The organism is Gardnerella bretellae (assembly GCF_048545135.1).
In the GTDB taxonomy this organism is placed as follows: Bacteria; Actinomycetota; Actinomycetes; order Actinomycetales; family Bifidobacteriaceae; genus Bifidobacterium; species Bifidobacterium greenwoodii.
This window is the reverse complement of sequence record NZ_JBKQXU010000005.1, coordinates 1-19,207: the sequence shown is the minus strand read 5'-3', so window position 1 is coordinate 19,207 and position 19,207 is coordinate 1. Positions and strand designations below refer to the sequence as shown.

The following is a 19,207-nucleotide window of genomic DNA, read 5'->3' as shown; positions in this document are numbered from 1 at the left end:
GAATTATGAGAATAATTTTCTATTTGCATTGAGCACTAGAGTAAGCGCTCATGACATCAACTATGACTTTAGAAAAGATTTGCGTAAATATTTTTTTAGTATTGTGGTTAAAAGGTAGTATTTGGATAAAAGTTATGCACAAATCCACAATTTGGGAAATAACCCGAAATCTTCTGCAAAAGCAGCATAAACTACTCACCGCTAAGCAGTTTTGGTCGCTTACAGTAAAAATAAGAATCTACATACGAAGAAAGGCTTGGAGATAGCACCCCTACAGTGCCAAGCCCAAGCCCTTTAATAAAACCGGATCGTTTTCCCTAATAAACAGAACCGGCCTACACTCAACAGTTACACTAACGAACCGCACATAATCACACTGTAAAGAAAGAGATTTGGCAAAACAGTAGAATCATGCAAAAGCCCGAAAGCAAACCCGCCGCAAAACACTAAACAGCATTTGCAGCACGTTGAGTGAAAGATTTAACAAGTGAGCGCACCATACTCACATACGGCACGCTCACAAACAAATCATTAAACGATCAGCACACTTAATGTGCTAACAGCTTAGTGACGGATCTTGCGAAGAGCAGCACCCATACCAGCAAGCACGGAAGCAGCAACAGCAGCCAAAGCTACAGCAGCACCGGTCTTAGCCAATGGAGCAGCAGCCTTCTTAGAAGCAGCAGCCTGAGCCTTAGCAGCCTTAGCTGGAGCCTTAGCATCCTTAGCGCCGGTCAACTTGTTGATGCCGTCATGAACGCCACCAATGAACTTGTCAACAGCAGCCTTGCAAGCAGCAAGCTTGCCTTCAGCTTCCTTAACCTGAGCAGAAGTATCATCAATAAGCTTCTGAGTCTTATCCTGCTCAGCCTCAACAAGAGACTTAGAGATGTCAGAAGCAGCATACATATCAACAGTTATATCCTGCTCTTCCTGATCGCGAGACTGATCTACGAAACGATTTGCTTCACGAGCATCGTAGTATGCAGTCCAAGCAGTCTGCAAAGCCTTGTAGTGAGCTTCCAAATCAGTCAACGTAGCCTTCAACTGTGGAAGGGTGTGACGAAGGTAATTGCAATCACCCAACTGGTTACGCAAACCAACGAGCATATTCTCAATCTTGGTACGGTAGTAAGCAACGATGTCAATTTCGTCGAGAACCTTCTTAGCTTTAGGATCCTTAACATTCTTATTAAGTTTCTTAGTAACCGCAGCAGAATTACCATTTACTTTATTGATGGCATTCATAACCTTATTAAATTCTGCTTGAGTATCTGGATCAAGATTGAAGAGAGACTTACCCTGCTCACCACCAGCAGGAGTCTTAGGATCCTTTGGAGTCTTAGGATCCTTTGGATCCGTTGCAGGCTTAGTAACAGGAGGCTGTGTAGCACCTGATTCTTCTGCCATTGCTGGGGCAGCGAAAGCGAGACCGGAAAGCAAAGTGGCGCCAGCAGCGAGTGCGGCGATAGCCTTCTTATTCAACATAATATTTTCCTTTCTTCTTCTCCTTCGTGCTAGGTACACGAAGAAAAATTTGCTATGCAACTCCAAGCGGAGCTACACACGCCTGTCAAACTAGGACTGACCGGCGCTTGCTATTTAAGATACCCCCCCCCGTTCGAAAAAGTCAAGAGCAAAAACAAGCATCCGACACAGAAAATATCAACAAAACTGCGAAAATATTCCAGTAAAAGCGCGTAAAACTATAAAAAATACGCTAAACAACACTGTTTAATCGTAAAAAATACTATTTCACGATTTTCAAAGATTTTTCTCAGAAAACTCTCAGGAAACTCACACACTCCGCCCCACGCCGCCCGCAAACCCTTGAAAAACCGCCATTCCTAAACGACACGCCGTGCACCCCCACGCACGCGCAAACGCCCTCGTCACCTATTCGTCACTAACGCAGATTGCCCACTGCACTAATAACGCAAAACCTCATTTATTCGTTACTAATGCAGAAACACAGATACATAAGTAACAAAAAAAAAACAAAAACTCCGGACTGCAAAAAGCAATCCGGAGTAATCCGCGGAGTCAGAGAGATTCGAACTCTCGAGCCGCTTACGCGACTAACACCTTAGCAGGGTGCCCCTATCGGCCACTCAGGCATGACTCCAATTATTTGTTGCGTACAATTAGCAACAGATTGACACTATAGCACCTCTTACGGACTGTAAACAAGCCCGACGCGACACACTTAAAATCAATCAAAACACTAAACAGGATTATGGTCGCCAGAGAACGTAACCACCACAGCACACATAACCAAAGCTATACCAGCAACATCGCTTAGAGTTGGAATCTCACCAAATCCCATTCCAATAACAACCGCAATTGCAGGATACAGTGCTTGCATAACAGAATATTTTGCGGAGCTAACGCGCTTAAGTAAAACCTGGTCCAGCAAAGCCGGGAAGAATGAAGCGCATACTGCAATCACAAGCATCAATGCAAGCAAAGCAAAAGATCCCCCAGGCCTAGAAGCCCACGTAGCTTCCGCTTTAGGCCAAATAACATTCTTAACTGCAGGAACAGCAAGAACTGTAGATTGCAAAAGCCAGCCAATAAGAGCCGCAACACTTACGCGGTCAATAGCATGCGAAGCTTTTGCAATTTTTCGTCCGGAAACAATATACACGCCCCACATTAAGCCGCCAACAATAATAGCGCATAAACCTATTAGAAAATGCGGACTTACTGCACTATGCATGGAAGCGCTTGCAAGTAAAGCAATTCCGCAAACAGCAATTACCATACCCGCTCTTTCACGCCATTCATGACCGGTAATAACAGCCACAAGCAGCGGGCCAATAAATTCTATAGTTACAGCCACACCTACAGGCATGCAGCTAATTGCCACATAAAACATGGTATTCATAGCGACTAAAGAAATTCCGACCGCAATAACAATAGCCCATTCACGCAAAGTTTTTGGCAACAAGCTACGTTTTGTGCGCAAAAATGGTCTTCGCCAGGCCAGTAGCATCAAAGTCATAAAACCAACGCGATACCACACAGCATAAAGTGGATCTAGCTGACTAAACGCAACTTTTGCAACAGACGTAGCCGTATACACCATTGCAGCTTCAATAACTATGATTAGCAGCACTGGCATGCGATGTAATACATTTACGACAAATTGCTTCATAGCAACAACCCTACATGAATATATAGGCGACATTCGCTTTTTTGCAAAAAACATTACTTTTTTCTATAAAATCGAACGTTTGTTCTATTATAAATTTATGAGTACAGCACCGAGAGTACAGGCAGCAAAACGAGATTGGGGGCACGATACCTCCGGCTGTAACATACTCCATGTTGACATGGATGCGTTTTATGCTTCTTTAGAAGTTGCAAGACACCCGGAGCTTAAGGGAAAGCCGCTTATTATTGGCACAGGAAATCGTGCTGTAGTTTCTGCAGCAAGCTACGAGGCTCGCGCTTATGGTGTTAATTCCGCAATTCCTGTTGTTAAAGCTAGAAGTCTTTGCCCGCAGGGAGTTTTCTTGCCAGTTGACATACCTTACTACTCAAGCGTTTCTAAAAGTATTTTTGAAGAAATTTTGTTGCGTGTAACTAATCAAGTCGAAAAAGTTTCTGTTGACGAATGCTACATGAACGTTAAATCGGCTTTATTACAGTGGAAATCACCTGTAAATATTGGAGCTTGGATACGAAAAGAAGTATTTGAAAAATATCATATTACATGCTCTGTTGGCATTGCCAGCAATAAGCTTATTGCAAAAATGGCTTCAACTAACGCAAAACCTAATGGCATGCTTCTTATTCCGCAAAAATGTAATGAAGATTTTGTGTCAATAATGCCTTTGCGCGCAATACCAGGAATCGGCCCTTCTTTAATACATAAGCTTGAAGACTGGGGATTATCTACTGTTGCGTCACTTAAAAATGTTGATGAAAAAACGCTTTCTCGCATAACAGGCTCGCAAAGCATGGCAAGAATGATATATCAGTCTGTTAGGGGCATAGACGAACGCACTGTAGTACCGCGAGCGCCAGAAAAATCTATTGGCACCGAACGAACTTTAGATTCAGACACAACTAGCGAGCAAACTGTTCAACAATTACTGCAACAATGCTGCAGCGAAGTAACTCAGCATTTGCGAAATCGTAAGCTTATGGCGCGAACTATAACGCTAAAACTGCGATTTAGCGACTTGCATTATGTTACTAGATCTTCTACTTTGCAAAATGCCACTGATTCAACGCACGAGTTTTACAAGCACGCCATTGACTTGCTTTCTAAAGCTAATCCAACTGTTCATAATTACATTCTTGGAGGAAACAACACAAAGCTTTTAAGTCCGGTTCGCTTAGCTGGCATTACAGCGAATAATCTTGTGCCAGCAAATAAAGTTTCGCTGCAGCCTTCATTAAACGATATTCTGGAAGAAAATACGCGCGAATCTAAAAATCCTGCACAAAACAGCATATCTGCAATGAATAAAAATACTAGATTGCGTCATGCTGAGCACGCTTTAGATGCCGTTCGTAAAAAATATGGCGACGATGCAGCTCACATTGGATTGTAAACTCGCACCATAAATAAACTCGCGCCATATCAAACAATACTTTGCAAGTAGTTAGCTACTTGCTTTATCCGCGCGCGAAGGTAAGGCCGCAACATGCTCTTCGTCCCATCCGGAAGCTCCAGCATCTGTAGCTCCGCCTAAATCTCCAAGCTTGTCGAAATAATCAACTGCAGCATCTCGATACCATTCCCAGCCTTCTGGCAAATCATCCTCGTAGAAAATAGCCTCTACCGGGCAAGCTGGCTCGCAAGCTCCGCAATCAACACACTCGTTCGGGTTAATATAAAGCGTGCGATCTCCCTCATAAATACAGTCCACAGGACATTCGTCTACGCATGCTTTATCTTTTACATCTACGCAAGGTTCTGCAATTACATATGGCATAATGCCCTCCTTTCTGTTTTTATGCAACTTTTCTATTATAGAACATTTTTGAAAAGTCTATAACACAAAAAGTCGGCATGCGAATTTAACCGTATGCCGACTTCTTGCTACTTAAATAATCTATTAATTTTGATTATTTTACTAAGATGCAGACTGTTAAGTTGCAAACTACTCAGATGCAGACTGAGGTGCAGCAGCTACCTCAGCTTCAGCCTCCGCGCGAGCTTGCTCTTCAGATTCTCCTTCAGCTACCTTTTCTGCAGCTGCAGCATCTTGAGCAAACAAGGTTTCAACCGGTACACCGAGCTTCTTGGCTTTACGCAACTGCCTTCCAAGTAGAGAGTTGCGGTAAGAGTAGCCGAAGTACACCGCAAAACCGATTGCCAGCCACACTGCAAAACGAATCCACGTAAGCACAGACAAGTTGAGCATGAGCCAGAATGTGGAAAGAGCTGCGAACATAGGAAGCCACGGATTGCCAGGAACACTGAACGAACGGTGCAAATCTGGTCTGCGCATACGCATAATCGGAACGCCTGCGGAAACAAGCAGGAATGCAGAAAGCGTACCAATATTAACCATGTCGGACAGAATACCAATATCGAGAGTGGAAGCAACAACTGCCACAACAATACCGGAAACAATCTGAAGCTTTGCAGGAATTCCACGCTTACTTACCTTAGAGAAGCTACGAGGAAGCAGGCCATCACGGCTAACAGCGAAGATAATTCGCGTAAGACCGAGCAAAAGAACCATTACAACGGTTGTTAAGCCAATAACAATACCGAGGGAAATAATCTTTGCAGCCCAAGTAGCTCCCACGAGTTCGAAGCTTGTAGAAAGCGAAGGAGCGGCTTGCTTTGCCAAATCCTTGTAGGAAACCATACCGGTTGTTACGACTGCAACGAGAATGTAAAGAGTGGTAACAATAAGCAAACCAAGACCAATGCCTCGTGGAATGTTCTTATGAGGATCCTTAGTTTCTTCTGCTGTGGTTGCCACAACGTCAAAACCGATGAATGCGAAGAACACGAGAGCCGCGCCGGAAAGAATGCCAGTAACACCATAAACGGCTGGCTGCATGCCAGTTACCCACTGCCACAAAGGCTGGCTCATAACGCCAGAAACTTCCATTCCCTTTACGTTAGCAACATCGGTTGCAGGTGGCACGAATGGCGTAAAGTTCGAAGCCTTAATGTAGAAGAATCCCACAACTACCACGAACAGAACAATACCAATCTTCAAGATTGTTAAAGCGCCGTCAAAGCGTGCAGAAAGCTTGGTTCCAAGAACAAGCATAGTTGTAAAGAATGCAACGATTATAATTGGAGCAACATCAACAGTAAAACCACCTAACTTAAAGTTGGTGGTCATATTCAAACCGAAAAGCTTCATTAAATCGTTAAGATACACACCCCAATACTTTGCGATTACCGAGCCGGCCATCAGCATTTCCAGGATCATATCCCAGCCAATAATCCAAGCAACAAGCTCGCCTACTGTAGTGTATGTGAATGTATAAGCAGATCCAGCAACAGGGATCATAGAAGCAAATTCTGCATAGCACATTGCAGCAGAACCGCACACAACGCCTGCAATAATAAAGCTAATAATTACAGCAGGGCCCGCGTGAAATGCTGCAGCCTGAGCGCCAACAGAGAAAATACCGGCGCCAACGGCAACGGCAACACCCATAACTGCCAGATCCCACGCATTTAACGTACGTTTAAGATGGCGATCACCATCCATCGTCTCTGCGATAGTCTGTTCAACAGACTTTTTTCTCCATATTTGCATAATAAACGCACTTTCGTTGATGTATAGGTATAAAGGTATTAGACGCAATTAGCAACGCACCAACGAATTGCGCGAAACTGTTGCGACTTAATCTATATAAAATTCTGCCAAATCACAATAAATGGGATTAAACAAAACTTTTATATGGATAATGTAGGTAAATATTACACAAAACATTGCTTATACGGTAGTTTTACCGTGTGTTCCTTTATTATTTACAAAATTTTACGAAATAGCTTTATATATTTCTGCGTAAACACACGCATAAGTGTAAAATTTTTAGTTTACAGAAAGACCTATAAGCACAGGTTCCGGTATAAGCGTCACACCAAACTTATTACGCACACCGTCAATAACAGTTTTAGCTAAAGAAAGCACGTCGCTAGAAGAAGCATTATTGCGATTCGTCAACGCTAAAGTATGCAAGGAAGAAAGACCTGCTGCAGAGACTTCACCATTTTTACTAAGCCTAAATCCTTTATGGAAACCAGCATGGTCAATAAGCCAAGCCGCAGAAGTTTTTACACCTTTAGAACCGTCCGGAAGAAGCGCTTCAAAACGAGGAGCATCCTCAGGCAATAAATCAGCCTCAGCTCTTGTCATCACTGGATTCATAAAGAAACTGCCACAACTATGACGATCGCTATAAAGATTATCACCCTGCAAAAATTCGCCAGTAATATAGTCTTCACTTTGCAATTTCAAAGCAATATCAACACTTTGAGCGCTTTTTGTGCCACACATCCACTGATTTTTGTATCTCGAAGCATCTTCGAGCATGCCTTTAGAAGCTCTAACACGCAAAACTTCGCGACGAATTACCGAAGTTTTCATACGCTCGCCTACTTCAACTTTCAAAGCACGAGCCAACTGCGAATGAGCAACAACGCCTGTATCACTATGCTTCAAACAAAAAGTAACAGACAAAACAACGTAACGAGGAGTAGGAAAATACGAATCGCTTGGAACTCCTGCAGAAGCGTACATGCTTTGTTTAAGAGCAGAAGTACGATACCCAAAATGCAACTGATCTTTTGACAATTCAAGCGTTACTTTATTTTTGCGATCCCAAACTTCTACAGAAGTAACGCTTTGAGAAACTTCCTGGCCATACGCACCAATATTTTGTACAACAGAAGCACCAACAGTGCCAGGTATTCCAGAAAGTCCTTCTACACCCTCTAAACCAAGATTAATAGCGTAAGTTACAAAATCATCCCAATTGCAGCCAGCCTCTGCATTCACATGTACAATATTTGCACCAGTTTTGGCGTCAACGCCATCTTCTGCTGGCGCTGCTTCATCGAGAACGTTAATAGCGCGACGAGCATCGCGCACAACCACACCATTAAAGTCAAGATCCGAAACCAGCATATTAGATCCGCCGCCGATTACACATAGCGGAAGATTAGCCTCATCTGCATCTTCAACGGCTTCAATAACAGCAACGCGCGTTTTTGGCTCTACGAAGCGAGTAATTTTGCCACCAACACCAATTGTTGTAATATCTGCGAAAGTTGGATTTGCTGTAGACGTAGTAGATGATGCTTGCATAGTCATAGTTTTAATCTTAACAACACTAAATAACAAAAACCCCGCAAAAAGCGGGGTAATAAGTATAAAATCTGCGCAATCTAAATAGGTCTAAAAAAGACGCTATATTAACGCAGCAAGCTGAATATTTTCAGCGAGTCTCGCGATGAAGCGTGTGCTTGCCGCAGCGTGGGCAGAACTTGTTCAACTCAAGACGATCAGGCGTGTTACGACGATTCTTCGTCGTGATGTAGTTACGCTCCTTGCACTCCGTGCATGCCATTGTGATGCCCGGACGGATGTCGGCGCTCTTGCTTGCCATTTCGTTCACCTCTACAATTCATTGTTGGCCAGCCAGTCTCCTACTGGCCGTTGTAGCGAGGAAGAGACTCGAACTCTTGACCTTACGATTATGAGTCGTACGCTCTAGCCAGCTGAGCTACCCCGCCAGAGAGCCTCGAGTGAGAATCGGACTCACGACCTCTTCCTTACCAAGGAAGTGCTCTACCACTGAGCTATCGAGGCGTGGCGGGTAGTGGATTCGAACCACTGAAGCACGAAGCGGCTGATTTACAGTCAGCTCCCTTTGACCACTTGGGAAACCCGCCAGCAGTCTGTCGTAAGAAGTGAACTTCAAACGGCAACTTTGCTATTTTGCCACGAGTGCAAGACGAATGCAAGTCTAAGACACGCCGAAAACAAAATTTTATGCAAAAAAGCTAGTTATTTAGCGAAAAACCATCTTTTTTTAAATCTTCGCAAACTGTTAGAACGCGATCATTCGCCTCGCGCTCACCAATGCTAATACGAATACCTTCGCCAGCAAAAGCACGAACCGATAACCCGACTGCCACAAATCGCTCAGTTACACGCTCAGTATCTGCACCAAACGGCATCCAGAAGAAGTTTGCATACGCATCCTCAATATTCCAGCCTTGATTGCGCAAAGCCAAAATAATGCGCTCACGCTCAGAAACAAGAGCCGCAACGCGCTCATTCATCTCCTTAACTGCTAAATCTTCCAAAGATGCCAAAGCTGCAACCTGTGCTATTTGAGAAACTCCAAACGGAACAGCAACCTTTCGCATGCCCTCTACAACCTCTGCAGGAGCAATACCGTAGCCAATACGCAAACCAGCTAAGCCATACGCTTTCGAGAAGGTTTGTGCAACAACCACATTTGGATACTCACGATACAACTTCATGCCATCTGCCGTGCCTTTTGCGGTATTGAACTGCACATAAGCTTCGTCAATAAGCACAAGTACATCGCTTGGAACAGCGTCCAAAACTCTGCGCGCGTCAGTTTCGCTAAGAGACGCAGAAGTTGGGTTATTAGGATTGTTCAAAATAACTAAGCGCGTACGCTCATTAATTGCGTTAATAATTCCATCTACGTCGTGAGAGCCATCGGCACGATTAGGAACTTGCACGCTTTTAGCTCCAGCGCCAGTGACAATAATCGGATAAGCTTCAAAGCTTCGCCAAGGGTACACAACTTCATCACCAGGTCCTGCAACAAAGTCAACAAGCTGCGTAATAACTTCCGTCGAACCGCAGCCAAGCACCACTTCGTCTGGCGTAACGCCAAAACGCTTAGCGAGCTCTTCAACAACTTGCGTACCGCGCATATTTGGGTAACGGTTGATTATATTAAGCGCGCGAGTTGAAATAGCTTCTTTTACACTTTCTAAAGGCTCATAAGGGTTCTCATTGCTGGAAATCTTATACGCGCGAATGCCATCCAATTTAGGAGCTGGTTTTCCCTGTTTGTAGCTAGGAATCGTATCTACAATGTTACGGTGTTTGTATGTCATACTTCTCCATAATACTCCACGCACGACTTAACTGTGCGATAGCGCATCACATCTTACGTGCAGCAATAAAAAACGCTGGGAATGACATTTGCATCATTTCCAGCGTAAGCTTTATTGTTTCAACCGGCTAAAGACTAGCCAAGAATAGCAAGCACGTCGCGAGAAGACACGATTAAGTAATCCTCGCCATCGTAATGCACTTCAGTGCCACCGTACTTGGAGTACAAAACCTTGTCTCCAACCTTAACATCCATAGGAATACGCTCGCCCTTGTCATCACGACGACCAGGACCAACCGCAAGAACTTCGCCCTGCTGTGGCTTTTCCTTTGCATTATCTGGAATATACAAGCCAGAAGCAGTCTGAGTTTCTGCCTGAGCCTGCTTTACAATAATCTTATCTTCCAACGGTGTGAGCTTAATCGACACTGTCGCCACCTCTTTCTTAAGAGAGATACTAATTTTGTACGCAAGCGTTTTACATACGAGGCTGACGATCACGTTTGCAATCGCACTTACGTTCTGTGTTTCATAGTAGCGCGAAATTAGCACTCTAACAACTCGAGTGCTAATCTTTTAAGAAAATTTTTAGAAAATTCTTAAATTAGGCATTGCGACGAGCTAAAACTTCGCGCAAATTTGCCACTCCGAGTGAGTCTGCGGAACTTGCCGGAGCTTCTACTTGACTTTTCTGCTCTTCTGCATGGAATTGCGAAGAAGTTGACTTTTGCAAATTTTTAGCATACTTAGATTCAGAAGTCTTCGCACTTTTAGCAGCTTTAGATTCAGCAGGCTTAACCACAGGTATTGCTTTAGCAACCTGCTTAGTTGACTTGATTTCCAAACTTTCTGGAGCTTTTGCTGCAGCAACAGAATTGCCCAAATCATACTTGACGTCGCTTCCAAGAGAGAATGAAATCAAATCTTGATTATTTTTGATAGCCGCGGAATCTTTAGAATCTTCTTTAACAGCTAAATTAGCTTCTTTAGAGTCTTCTTCGTACTCGTTTTCAGCAATATCTTCAGCAACGTTTTCAGCATTTTCAGTTGCTTCACTTCTTGCAAGAAGAGCCGCATTACGCTCCTCTTGAGCGCGCATTAACGCGACTTTAATTTCGCCCTTTTCCATAACAGAAGTTGCGGTATCGTCGCGAGAAGAATGTTGCTCAACTGATTCTGAAGGTTCACTCTTCAAAGATTGTTCCTTTGAAGATTGCTCCTTTGAAGATTCAAGTTTCAAAGATTCACCATTCAAAGACTTGTTGCGCAAAGAATCATTTGCCAAATCTACAGATTCCAAAGATCCAGCACGCATCTTAGCTACGCGAGCTTCCCATTCGCGAGCATGCTTAGCGGCACGAGAACCAAAATAAAGAACTGCAGCCAGCATAGCTCCTGGAATAAGCACGAAAGCTGGCGAAAATGCTCCAGAGCACCCAACTATAAACACAAGAACTGTTAAAACAGCAAGAGCGCCAACCAATACGCAACGGCGACGAATAGCGGCTCGTCTTGCAGCACGAATACGCGCAATACGTTCAGGAGTTAATGTTCGTTTTCGTTGAGTCGGTTGCATACAAGCCCCTTTTGCCAACATACCTGTGCCGTCACAAATGCGTGCAGCACTCCACTCACCTACAAGATGTAGTGTTGGTGAAAACCTATCCTCGCGATGCTCAAGCATGGTCTTCATGCCATTAACCGTGCGTTTAGGCAACCACCCGAACCATAAGGCTACGAGGATGATTAACACAATTAGTGCGCTAACCGATTCATAACCCATATCTATTAATATAAAGACGTCTAAGGATGTGTAGCAATATAAACGCGTCGGCGTGTCGCCAAAATGTGGGAATATGCCATCTTTCTTCACACAATATGCTGTGTTAACACTAACGGTTATTAACGTGCTTCATAGCAACAATCGCAAGTGAAGGATTCACAGACTGAGCTTGCAACAAACGTAAAGCATCTGCAGCAGGCATGGCAAGAGTCGTAGTATTCTGCTGATCTTGAGAAGATTGTTGACTTTTAGCTATTCGCATTACAATAACGTGATTAACAACATCTACATACCTTCTATCAATCTGCGTAATATCAGTTTCTTCAGTTTCTTCAGATTCTTCGTCGCTACTTTCGCTATTTTTACTATTTTCGACATTCTCGCTATTTTTACTACTTTTACTACTTTTACTTGCAGAACCGCCGGCTTCCTGCGTATTTTCATCATTTTTCGTAGAATCATCCGACTTTTCGCCCTCGTCTTGCAAAGGCTTACTAAAAGCAAGATCTACCTCTTCTCCGGGTATTATCGTGTGATCTGCGCTAGATAAATGCACTGAAATCGAAGTAAAACCTTCAGGAATATTCGGCAAATGACTTACAGCATTTTGCAAAATTGGCATACCAGTTTTGATTTCGCAAGTTGCAATAAGCAGATTGCGCGAGTTTACTCGCCCAGCAAGCGCATAACGAAACACAGAATGTTGCGGAACTCGAATGTAATTAACATCCGTTTCGCGGATCTTAGATCCTTGATGAATATTACGAGCAGCTACTGGTATTACTTGCGTAGCTTGGGAATCAATAATTGTAGATACAACTAGCAAAGACACAATTGCCGCGCATAAAATAACAATAATTTTCCGCACAAAATCGTGTTGGCGCCTCTTAATCAATGCGCTAGAGCTATCGGAACGTTGAAACCCCGAGAATAAAGAAAAACTTGTACTCATAACATGCATTTTTACGTAAGCAAAAGAGTCACGCAATAAAAATTGCGCGTTGTGGATAAAACCTATCAACGCGCAACTAAAGTGCAAGCAAAACGCAAATAAAATGCTTTTATTTACTTATCAGTTCTGTAAAAGCCTTTGCCTTTAAAATTGATTGGAGGAGCAGAATACACTTTGCGAACAGTGTTTTTGCCGCACTGAGGGCAAATGGTAATAGGTTCATCCGAAAATGATTGATGTTCAGAAAAATCGTATCCGCATTCTTTACAACGGTAATGATAAGTAGGCAAAAGTTCCTCCGAAGTTTCACAAATATAAGACAAAAAACTTACTGTTCCTTCAAATATCCTATTATACGCCGTGACAGCCGAGGCAAACACATAAGTTTATTTGCAAATTAGCGAGCACAACTAGTTTCGCCCGCGCTCAGAAAACACAGCCCAATGCGGAGGAAGCTCGCTTAAAATGCGATTATCGTCATCCAAAGCACGCTGCTCTTTCGTAAGTTCATCAGAAGGCTCTAGTTTTACGCCATCGGCATCAAAAAGCTCAGAGCCTTCACGCACTACTCTTACAGATTTGCGCGGAGAGCGTCGATTAGGATCATAATCGCTCATTCGTTGTCACCATACAATTCGCCGAGCCTTGAAACAACGCGGTCAACTTCTTTTTCTGGATTAACGAATGCACCAACGCTCCAAACAGTCATAACAGACCATCCAAGAGCTTCCAAATCTTGAATCATCATACGATGACGTTCACGAGTGGACTGAACACTCATAAATTGAGCATCGTCAGTAAGCACAGCCAAAGCAAACGGCTTATCTGCAAGACCGACAACAAGCGGAATACGAACGCCGTTATCGAAACCATAATTAACCGCTACATTTAATCCGCGCGAACGAATACGCTCAGCTAAATCAGTAAATAGCACATTATTTTGAGCAGATTCAGCAGCAACTTGCGCTTCAACATCATGAGCATCTTCCGGACGCAAAGGCTTATCGCTTAACTGCTCAGCCCACTGCAACAAAGTCTTAAGCAGCTTTGGACCATCCTGATGCAAACGCTCATCATCCATATCTTTGGAAGTAAATGCGCTAACAATATCAAGATGCCTACGAGCCAAAGCAAGCGAATCCAAAAGCATACCCTTGCCGCCTTCTTCTTCCAACAAACCAAATTGCTGGAGCAAACGTCCGTGAGAAGTTTTTGCGTAGCACAGAGACAGAATAACATCCGTAGCAATAGCTCCGGAAGCTTCGTGAACACTCATTAAACGCACATGACGCAAGAATCGAGCCATATTTTCGTCTTTAATAGACAAAGACTTCAATTCTGCACCCAAACGACTGCGGAATACGTTTGTTAAAGTCACAACCACAAGCATGTAGCTTGAAGGAACAACAGTGAAAGTCTTCGCGCGCTGACGAATAAGCTCAACTACTTCGTCAATTTCGCGCTGGCTGCTTTCAATCAGTCCGGAAGACAGTACTGGAACTCCCGTAGCATCAACCTGGTGCAGACGCACCTTGCCTTGCAAGCGTTCAATAGGAACATCGTGACGCAACTTTCCGTAACCATGTTCTTCCAAGAATCGAGCCAAGCGCAAGGAACGCCTTGTAGCGCGAGAAACAACTGTAACAGACGGCAGAATAGAAATAAGCTTACGCAAACTTTCAGAGCTTACAGTCTGCTTATGCGCAAGAACAACTACTTGCGAAGCTCTAGCCAAAATAGAGAATAATTCAATATTTGATATATGCTCTGCAGAATCAATAATTACAGTGTCTGCAATAGGAGCAAGAGGAGTCATCATAGTAAGCGTTGATGGCATAGCCACTAAGATTGGCTTTGCAGCAAGCAGAATCTCGGAATAATTGCGCAAAAGCTTATTAAATGTTATTCCGGAACGGTTGCTTGCAAGCATAGTGTGCAGTTGATTTGCTTCCTGAGTATGCGAGAACAGCAATTCGCACAAATGCCTCATAGCTTCTTGCTGAACCATTGGGCCAATAGAACGCACATGCTCAGTATCTACTTGTACAAAACGATCCGAAGCATCCTGCATAGCAGAACCATCTTGATGCGAAATAATCGCAGAAGAATTGACAATATCTTCAAAAACTGTAGTCCACCAAGCAAGCTGCAACTCGCCGTCAAGAGCATCTCCTGTAACATGACGATGACGCAAATCGCTTACTAAATCAAGCAAACCAGCCTTGCTGAATTCACTTTCCAACTTGCAGCGACCTGGAAGAGTATCAAGAGATGCGCGATCGTCGTGCAAATCCTGCAAACGTGTCTCAAGCTGCGCAAACTCAATATTTTCAAGATCTGCACCTTGACGAGTCGTAGATAATACTGCGTCAAGAGCCACCAGATTCCTAGATAATACTTCTTGAGTATTTACCAATTCGTCTAATTTTGGCGGCAAAACAGGCCATCCACCGTGAGGCACAAAAGTACGCCACTGAGCAGCCTGCTGAGAAACAATCTTCAAAGCTTCATGCAAGTCGTCAACCTTAGCTCCGACTCTAAGCAAACTACGCGCTTCACGCAGGTGACGGCGACGCTCCCAGAAGCCCATAATCGTGCCTTCAGCTTTTCTAACAGCTTTCGGCTTACTAGCTTCAATCATTGCGTCCAAATCGCGCTCAAAAATTTCAGGTTGGAACACATCGAGTACGCGTCGTAAATTCTTCAAAACCGTAACTTGTCTGCTCCATTCGCGCGCAGTTGTTGGAACAGGGAAACCGCAGCTTTGAACAGTGCTTTTAACCTGCTCGCGAGTAGCAGGAAGTAGCTTAAGAAGAACGTCTACTATTCGCTGATACACCGATACAGCTTCGTTTTCGTCGTAAATAGAAGCGCCAAACCACGGAGTATCTTCAGGATTAATATTAAATTCACCAAGCTCGTCCGCTTGATGGAATTTTTGCAACCAAGTATCGATTTGACCAGTAATTGCATGTGCTGCAGCAACGTCTAAACGCACGTGCGTAGAAGGATGCGTTGGTAGCATAGCAATTGCAGCAAGATTTTGTATTGTTTGATACGCCGACACTCCCCAAGTTTCATTAACTCCGTGAAGGTCACCTAAATAGCGAGTAAGACGCGAGCGCACACCAACTAATTCGTCGGCAACCTGCTCAAAACGCGATGTTGCAACGCTTTGACGCGCCCCAACTGCAGAAATAAGCTGCGAATCAACATGCTTAGCAATGTGCCCATCTGCAACGTCTAATGCTAGTGAAGAAATTTCATGCGTATTAAGCGTATAACGGAATCTACGCTGCTGTTCAATCACATTTGGCACATACAAAACTGAGCGTCCTGCAAGAACCGAGCGTGAAGCGATTGCGGCAGCAATAGCGGCCGAATCCGAACCGGAATCAATATTAACGAATAACGAGTTTCCGGAAGAAACAAGATCTGCAGCATAGCGAACGGTGTTGTCAACATCTCCAACTTCGCACTCACCATGTGGATCTGCATCAAAAGGACTATATTCCGGCTTATTATCAGCGTTAATCGCTTGTATTGAACGCTCATCTCCTGCCATAGCGTCAATAAGCGTATTCCCAACATTGCCGGACTGTAAAGCGTTAAGAATTTGCTCACTTTCCGCCACAAAACGAGATCCTGCATCCGTAAAGCATCCAAGTACAATATCTCGCTCAATGTCGAAATCTGGGAAAGAAGTGCGTGCTTTCTTGCAAATAGCGTCAAAAACAACAGAAGTTTCTGGAGTACCGCTTTCGTATTGAGAACCGTCGAACAGCACGTCCTCACGAAGCTCAACTCCGCGAGCACTCAAACGCTGAACAAGCGCATGGTTTAGTCCAACGCTACCGGAGAAGTAAATAGTTGCTGCAGTTTCGTCTTGATTAGTATCACGAACTACATGCACCGGGTATGTGAGAACTGGAACATGATTACCATTCCAAGATGCAACTCCAACAACCAAAGAAAGCTCAGATACGCCGCTTTCGTGCGCTTTTGCGTCGCGATCTTCAAAAACGCGATCCAATCTACGCCCAGCAGCACGCAACATTCCAGCATCGCGGAATAAAGCTTTTAACGTTACTTTTCCACTTGCAAAAAGTTGCGCTATTCCAGAAGGATGCGCGTGAGTAAGCTCTAATTGCGCTGCAAGTTGCGTAATATCTTCTAGCGGAGAAGGAGATAGCTGAGACTGATACTGCTGCTTCCAAGCAACAATATTTTTGATTGCGCTGCTTCGAGCACTTACTTGTGAATTGTTTTGATCAACGCTGTTCTCAACATTTTGATCAACGTTCAGCTCACTTCTTTGCTCAACGTTTTGCTCGCCATTCTGCTCGCTGTTTGCCTCACTCATTTTCCCACCTACTCACTTACTGTTCAATAGCTTTACGGTATGCACTATAACCGCTGTTACGCGCAAGTGCTGCATCTACATCCGCATTGCCTTGTGCTGCAAGCCAAGCGTATAAGTCGTCGTACAATCCAGGATTTGACGCTAAGTATGGCAGCAATTCGGAATGTTGAGCCATCTCAAATTGCTTTGAAAAATCTGTACTTTCTTCTGCTTCTTTAGAAGTGAATCCGCCAGCTTCTACAATATTTTGCTGAGCGTCAAACTCGCCTTTCGATACTTTCTCAAATACGGATCCAGGTTCAAAAGCAGGAGTATAAGATGCGTCGGAATCAATACCACTAATATCGCTAATATCAATACTTGTGGCTGTGAAGCGCGAATCAAGCGGACCTATATTTGTGTAATTTTCGTACGCTTTATTAGAGTCTTCGTGAGTTAAGTAATATCGATTACCTTCTAATGGATTTGATGCGGTTTTGGAAGGCTCGACTTCAGCTGGTTCTGTTTCAGAAGCGTCGATTTCAGCTGATTCGACTTTATCTGATTCGACTTCATAGGACTCAGCTTGAGCAGATTCTGCTTGAGATTGCTCTGCCTGAAGAGGCTCTACATTAAGCGGTTCTGCTTGAAGCAGTTCTGCTTGAGATTGCGCAACTTGAGCATTTTCGCTCTCTGCTTGAGCATTTTCACTTTCCGCTCGAGCATCCGCAAACAAATTACGCGGCTCAACAGGCGCTTCCTGCTGCTCCAAAACAACAGGAACTGTTACATCGTGATTAATTGGTGCAGCATTGATCGAATCTGAATCAACCGACGCAGAATCAACAGACGCATTATCAACCGATGCACTACCCTCAAGCGCATCCTTAATAGATTTGCCTTTTTGCCAAGACAATCCAGGTTCCGACACTGACTGTGCGTGGAAAATTCCAGTCGGCTCGCCCGCGCGCAAATCAAGAATCTGATCTACCGACAAACCAGACGCGGCAGGTTCTTCATGCTTTTCATCATCAGTGGCATAAGAGAACAAGTCACGCACATTACTAGTCTCTTCTTCCTGAACTTCATCTTCTACGCGCACAAAATCAACAGGAACATCACCAAACTGCATTCGCATTAAACTGTCTGGAAGCTGGAAATCAACATCTGGGTCAAGTCGCAACAAATCACCATTTGAGCCAACTAAGTAAGTTCCGTTTGTTGAATGTAAATCGCGTATTGTTGCCACGCCTTTAGGATCAACAATGAGTAGCGCGTGGCGCTTAGACATAGAACGCTTATTATCTACTATGTCAATGCGCTTAAATCCATCTTCACGCAATGGGCGTATAGGCTTTCGACCAATCTCAACCGACTGACCTGCTCCAACGCGCGCCTGCTCAACACCACCTACTGTAATCATCCAGCGCTGCACGACTTGTCGCTCACTCACGTGATCTGCTCCCTTCAGAAAACACACACTACCTTCTATTGTGTCATGCTTTGTGTATATTGCGCTAGTTTTTATTGATTTTTCGCATAAAAATATTACATATTTACGCGAGAGGCATAAACTACTCACCGCTGCGCTGTTTTGGTCGGATTTTCTTGCGTAGGCGACATAAACTACTCGCGCGCGTGCTGTTTAGGTCGAAATCTTCCGCAAAAGCGACCTAAACTTATAAATACTATGTCTTAAACTTTGATTTTTCGTAAGTTTAAGTTGGCGCTATAACAAACACCACTTTCAAAACTTAAAAAATATTACAGTTTTGAAAGTGAAAATACGTATCTACTTTCAAAAGTGAAAAATACTACTATTCCGAAAATAATATTAGCGATGATTCCACATTGGAGCGCGAACTTTCGCCACTAAAAGCAATAAAAGACTCTTACCCTAAAATCCTGCTTGCAAATACGCGTCATGATGCTTACGACATTGAAGGAATCCGCGTAATAGACATAGCGCAATGGCTTCTCGAAACAAATTGAGCCAAACAGTGGAACGCATACGAAGAAAGGGCTTGGAGCCTGA

General features: G+C 43.8%; 15 protein-coding genes, 4 tRNA genes and 1 pseudogene. 2 read left to right on the top strand and 18 right to left on the bottom strand.

Going from position 1 to position 19,207, the window contains the following annotated elements; all coding sequences use genetic code 11:
* Positions 1 to 564: 564 nt before the first annotated feature.
* The 3 genes from ACJV7B_RS04870 to ACJV7B_RS04860 form a co-directional block, all read right to left on the bottom strand.
* Positions 565 to 1,488: a hypothetical protein gene (locus ACJV7B_RS04870; protein ID WP_419389101.1), complete on the bottom strand. Its 924-nt coding sequence runs from the start codon at positions 1,486 to 1,488 to the stop codon at positions 565 to 567.
* Positions 1,489 to 2,038: 550 nt separating this feature from the next.
* A tRNA-Ser gene (locus ACJV7B_RS04865) sits at positions 2,039 to 2,125 on the bottom strand.
* 99 nt (positions 2,126 to 2,224) lie between these two features.
* Positions 2,225 to 3,157 (bottom strand): EamA family transporter, encoded by a 933-nt coding sequence (locus ACJV7B_RS04860; RefSeq protein ID WP_419389100.1) that lies wholly within the window; start codon positions 3,155 to 3,157, stop codon positions 2,225 to 2,227.
* Between the two features lie 97 nt (positions 3,158 to 3,254).
* Between ACJV7B_RS04860 and dinB the strand changes: the two genes are divergently transcribed.
* Positions 3,255 to 4,565 carry a DNA polymerase IV gene (gene dinB / locus ACJV7B_RS04855; protein ID WP_419389099.1) on the top strand — a complete coding sequence of 437 codons (1,311 nt, stop codon included), beginning with the start codon at positions 3,255 to 3,257 and terminating at the stop codon, positions 4,563 to 4,565.
* A gap of 51 nt (positions 4,566 to 4,616) precedes the next feature.
* On the opposite strand, the gene fdxA is transcribed toward dinB, so the two are convergent.
* The 15 genes from fdxA to ACJV7B_RS04780 all read right to left on the bottom strand — a co-directional run bounded on the left by fdxA (position 4,617) and on the right by ACJV7B_RS04780 (position 18,595).
* Entirely contained in the window at positions 4,617 to 4,949 is a 333-nt protein-coding gene (gene fdxA, locus ACJV7B_RS04850) for a ferredoxin (protein WP_116794334.1), read from the bottom strand.
* 168 nt (positions 4,950 to 5,117) lie between these two features.
* Positions 5,118 to 6,746: an APC family permease gene (locus tag ACJV7B_RS04845; RefSeq protein WP_116794335.1), complete on the bottom strand. Its 1,629-nt coding sequence runs from the start codon at positions 6,744 to 6,746 to the stop codon at positions 5,118 to 5,120.
* A gap of 279 nt (positions 6,747 to 7,025) precedes the next feature.
* Complete coding sequence (locus ACJV7B_RS04840) at positions 7,026 to 8,306, bottom strand: FAD-binding protein (RefSeq protein ID WP_419389098.1); 1,281 nt, start codon at positions 8,304 to 8,306, stop codon at positions 7,026 to 7,028.
* A 124-nt stretch (positions 8,307 to 8,430) separates the two neighbouring features.
* On the bottom strand, positions 8,431 to 8,601 hold the full coding sequence (rpmG, locus tag ACJV7B_RS04835) for a 50S ribosomal protein L33 (protein ID WP_004105548.1): 171 nt from the start codon (positions 8,599 to 8,601) through the stop codon (positions 8,431 to 8,433).
* A 53-nt stretch (positions 8,602 to 8,654) separates the two neighbouring features.
* Positions 8,655 to 8,728, bottom strand: a tRNA-Met gene (locus ACJV7B_RS04830).
* A gap of 4 nt (positions 8,729 to 8,732) precedes the next feature.
* A tRNA-Thr gene (locus tag ACJV7B_RS04825) sits at positions 8,733 to 8,804 on the bottom strand.
* Position 8,805: 1 nt separating this feature from the next.
* Positions 8,806 to 8,887 (bottom strand) — tRNA-Tyr (locus ACJV7B_RS04820).
* A gap of 111 nt (positions 8,888 to 8,998) precedes the next feature.
* Positions 8,999 to 10,096: a histidinol-phosphate transaminase gene (hisC, locus tag ACJV7B_RS04815; protein WP_419389097.1), complete on the bottom strand. Its 1,098-nt coding sequence runs from the start codon at positions 10,094 to 10,096 to the stop codon at positions 8,999 to 9,001.
* A gap of 134 nt (positions 10,097 to 10,230) precedes the next feature.
* Positions 10,231 to 10,524 (bottom strand): co-chaperone GroES, encoded by a 294-nt coding sequence (groES, locus tag ACJV7B_RS04810; protein WP_004127748.1) that lies wholly within the window; start codon positions 10,522 to 10,524, stop codon positions 10,231 to 10,233.
* A 175-nt stretch (positions 10,525 to 10,699) separates the two neighbouring features.
* The gene (locus ACJV7B_RS04805) at positions 10,700 to 11,671 is read right to left on the bottom strand and encodes a hypothetical protein (RefSeq protein ID WP_419389126.1); all 972 of its coding nucleotides are present in this window, start codon (positions 11,669 to 11,671) and stop codon (positions 10,700 to 10,702) included.
* Positions 11,672 to 11,987: 316 nt separating this feature from the next.
* Entirely contained in the window at positions 11,988 to 12,746 is a 759-nt protein-coding gene (locus ACJV7B_RS04800; protein ID WP_419389096.1) for a hypothetical protein, read from the bottom strand.
* 197 nt (positions 12,747 to 12,943) lie between these two features.
* Positions 12,944 to 13,120 (bottom strand): FmdB family zinc ribbon protein, encoded by a 177-nt coding sequence (locus tag ACJV7B_RS04795; RefSeq protein ID WP_029600038.1) that lies wholly within the window; start codon positions 13,118 to 13,120, stop codon positions 12,944 to 12,946.
* A gap of 120 nt (positions 13,121 to 13,240) precedes the next feature.
* Positions 13,241 to 13,447 (bottom strand): hypothetical protein, encoded by a 207-nt coding sequence (locus ACJV7B_RS04790; protein ID WP_004127727.1) that lies wholly within the window; start codon positions 13,445 to 13,447, stop codon positions 13,241 to 13,243.
* A complete protein-coding gene (locus tag ACJV7B_RS04785) occupies positions 13,444 to 17,193 on the bottom strand; it encodes a helicase (protein WP_419389095.1) in 3,750 nt (1,249 codons plus the stop codon). The genes ACJV7B_RS04790 and ACJV7B_RS04785 overlap by 4 nt, the downstream gene beginning before the upstream one ends.
* 16 nt (positions 17,194 to 17,209) lie before the next feature.
* Positions 17,210 to 18,595, bottom strand: a complete 1,386-nt coding sequence (locus ACJV7B_RS04780) for a variant leucine-rich repeat-containing protein (protein ID WP_472850104.1) — start codon at positions 18,593 to 18,595, stop codon at positions 17,210 to 17,212.
* Positions 18,596 to 18,999: 404 nt separating this feature from the next.
* Between ACJV7B_RS04780 and ACJV7B_RS04775 the strand changes: the two are divergent.
* Positions 19,000 to 19,164: pseudogene (locus ACJV7B_RS04775) on the top strand (ATPase); the annotation flags it as partial.
* Between the last annotated feature and the right edge of the window lie 43 nt (positions 19,165 to 19,207).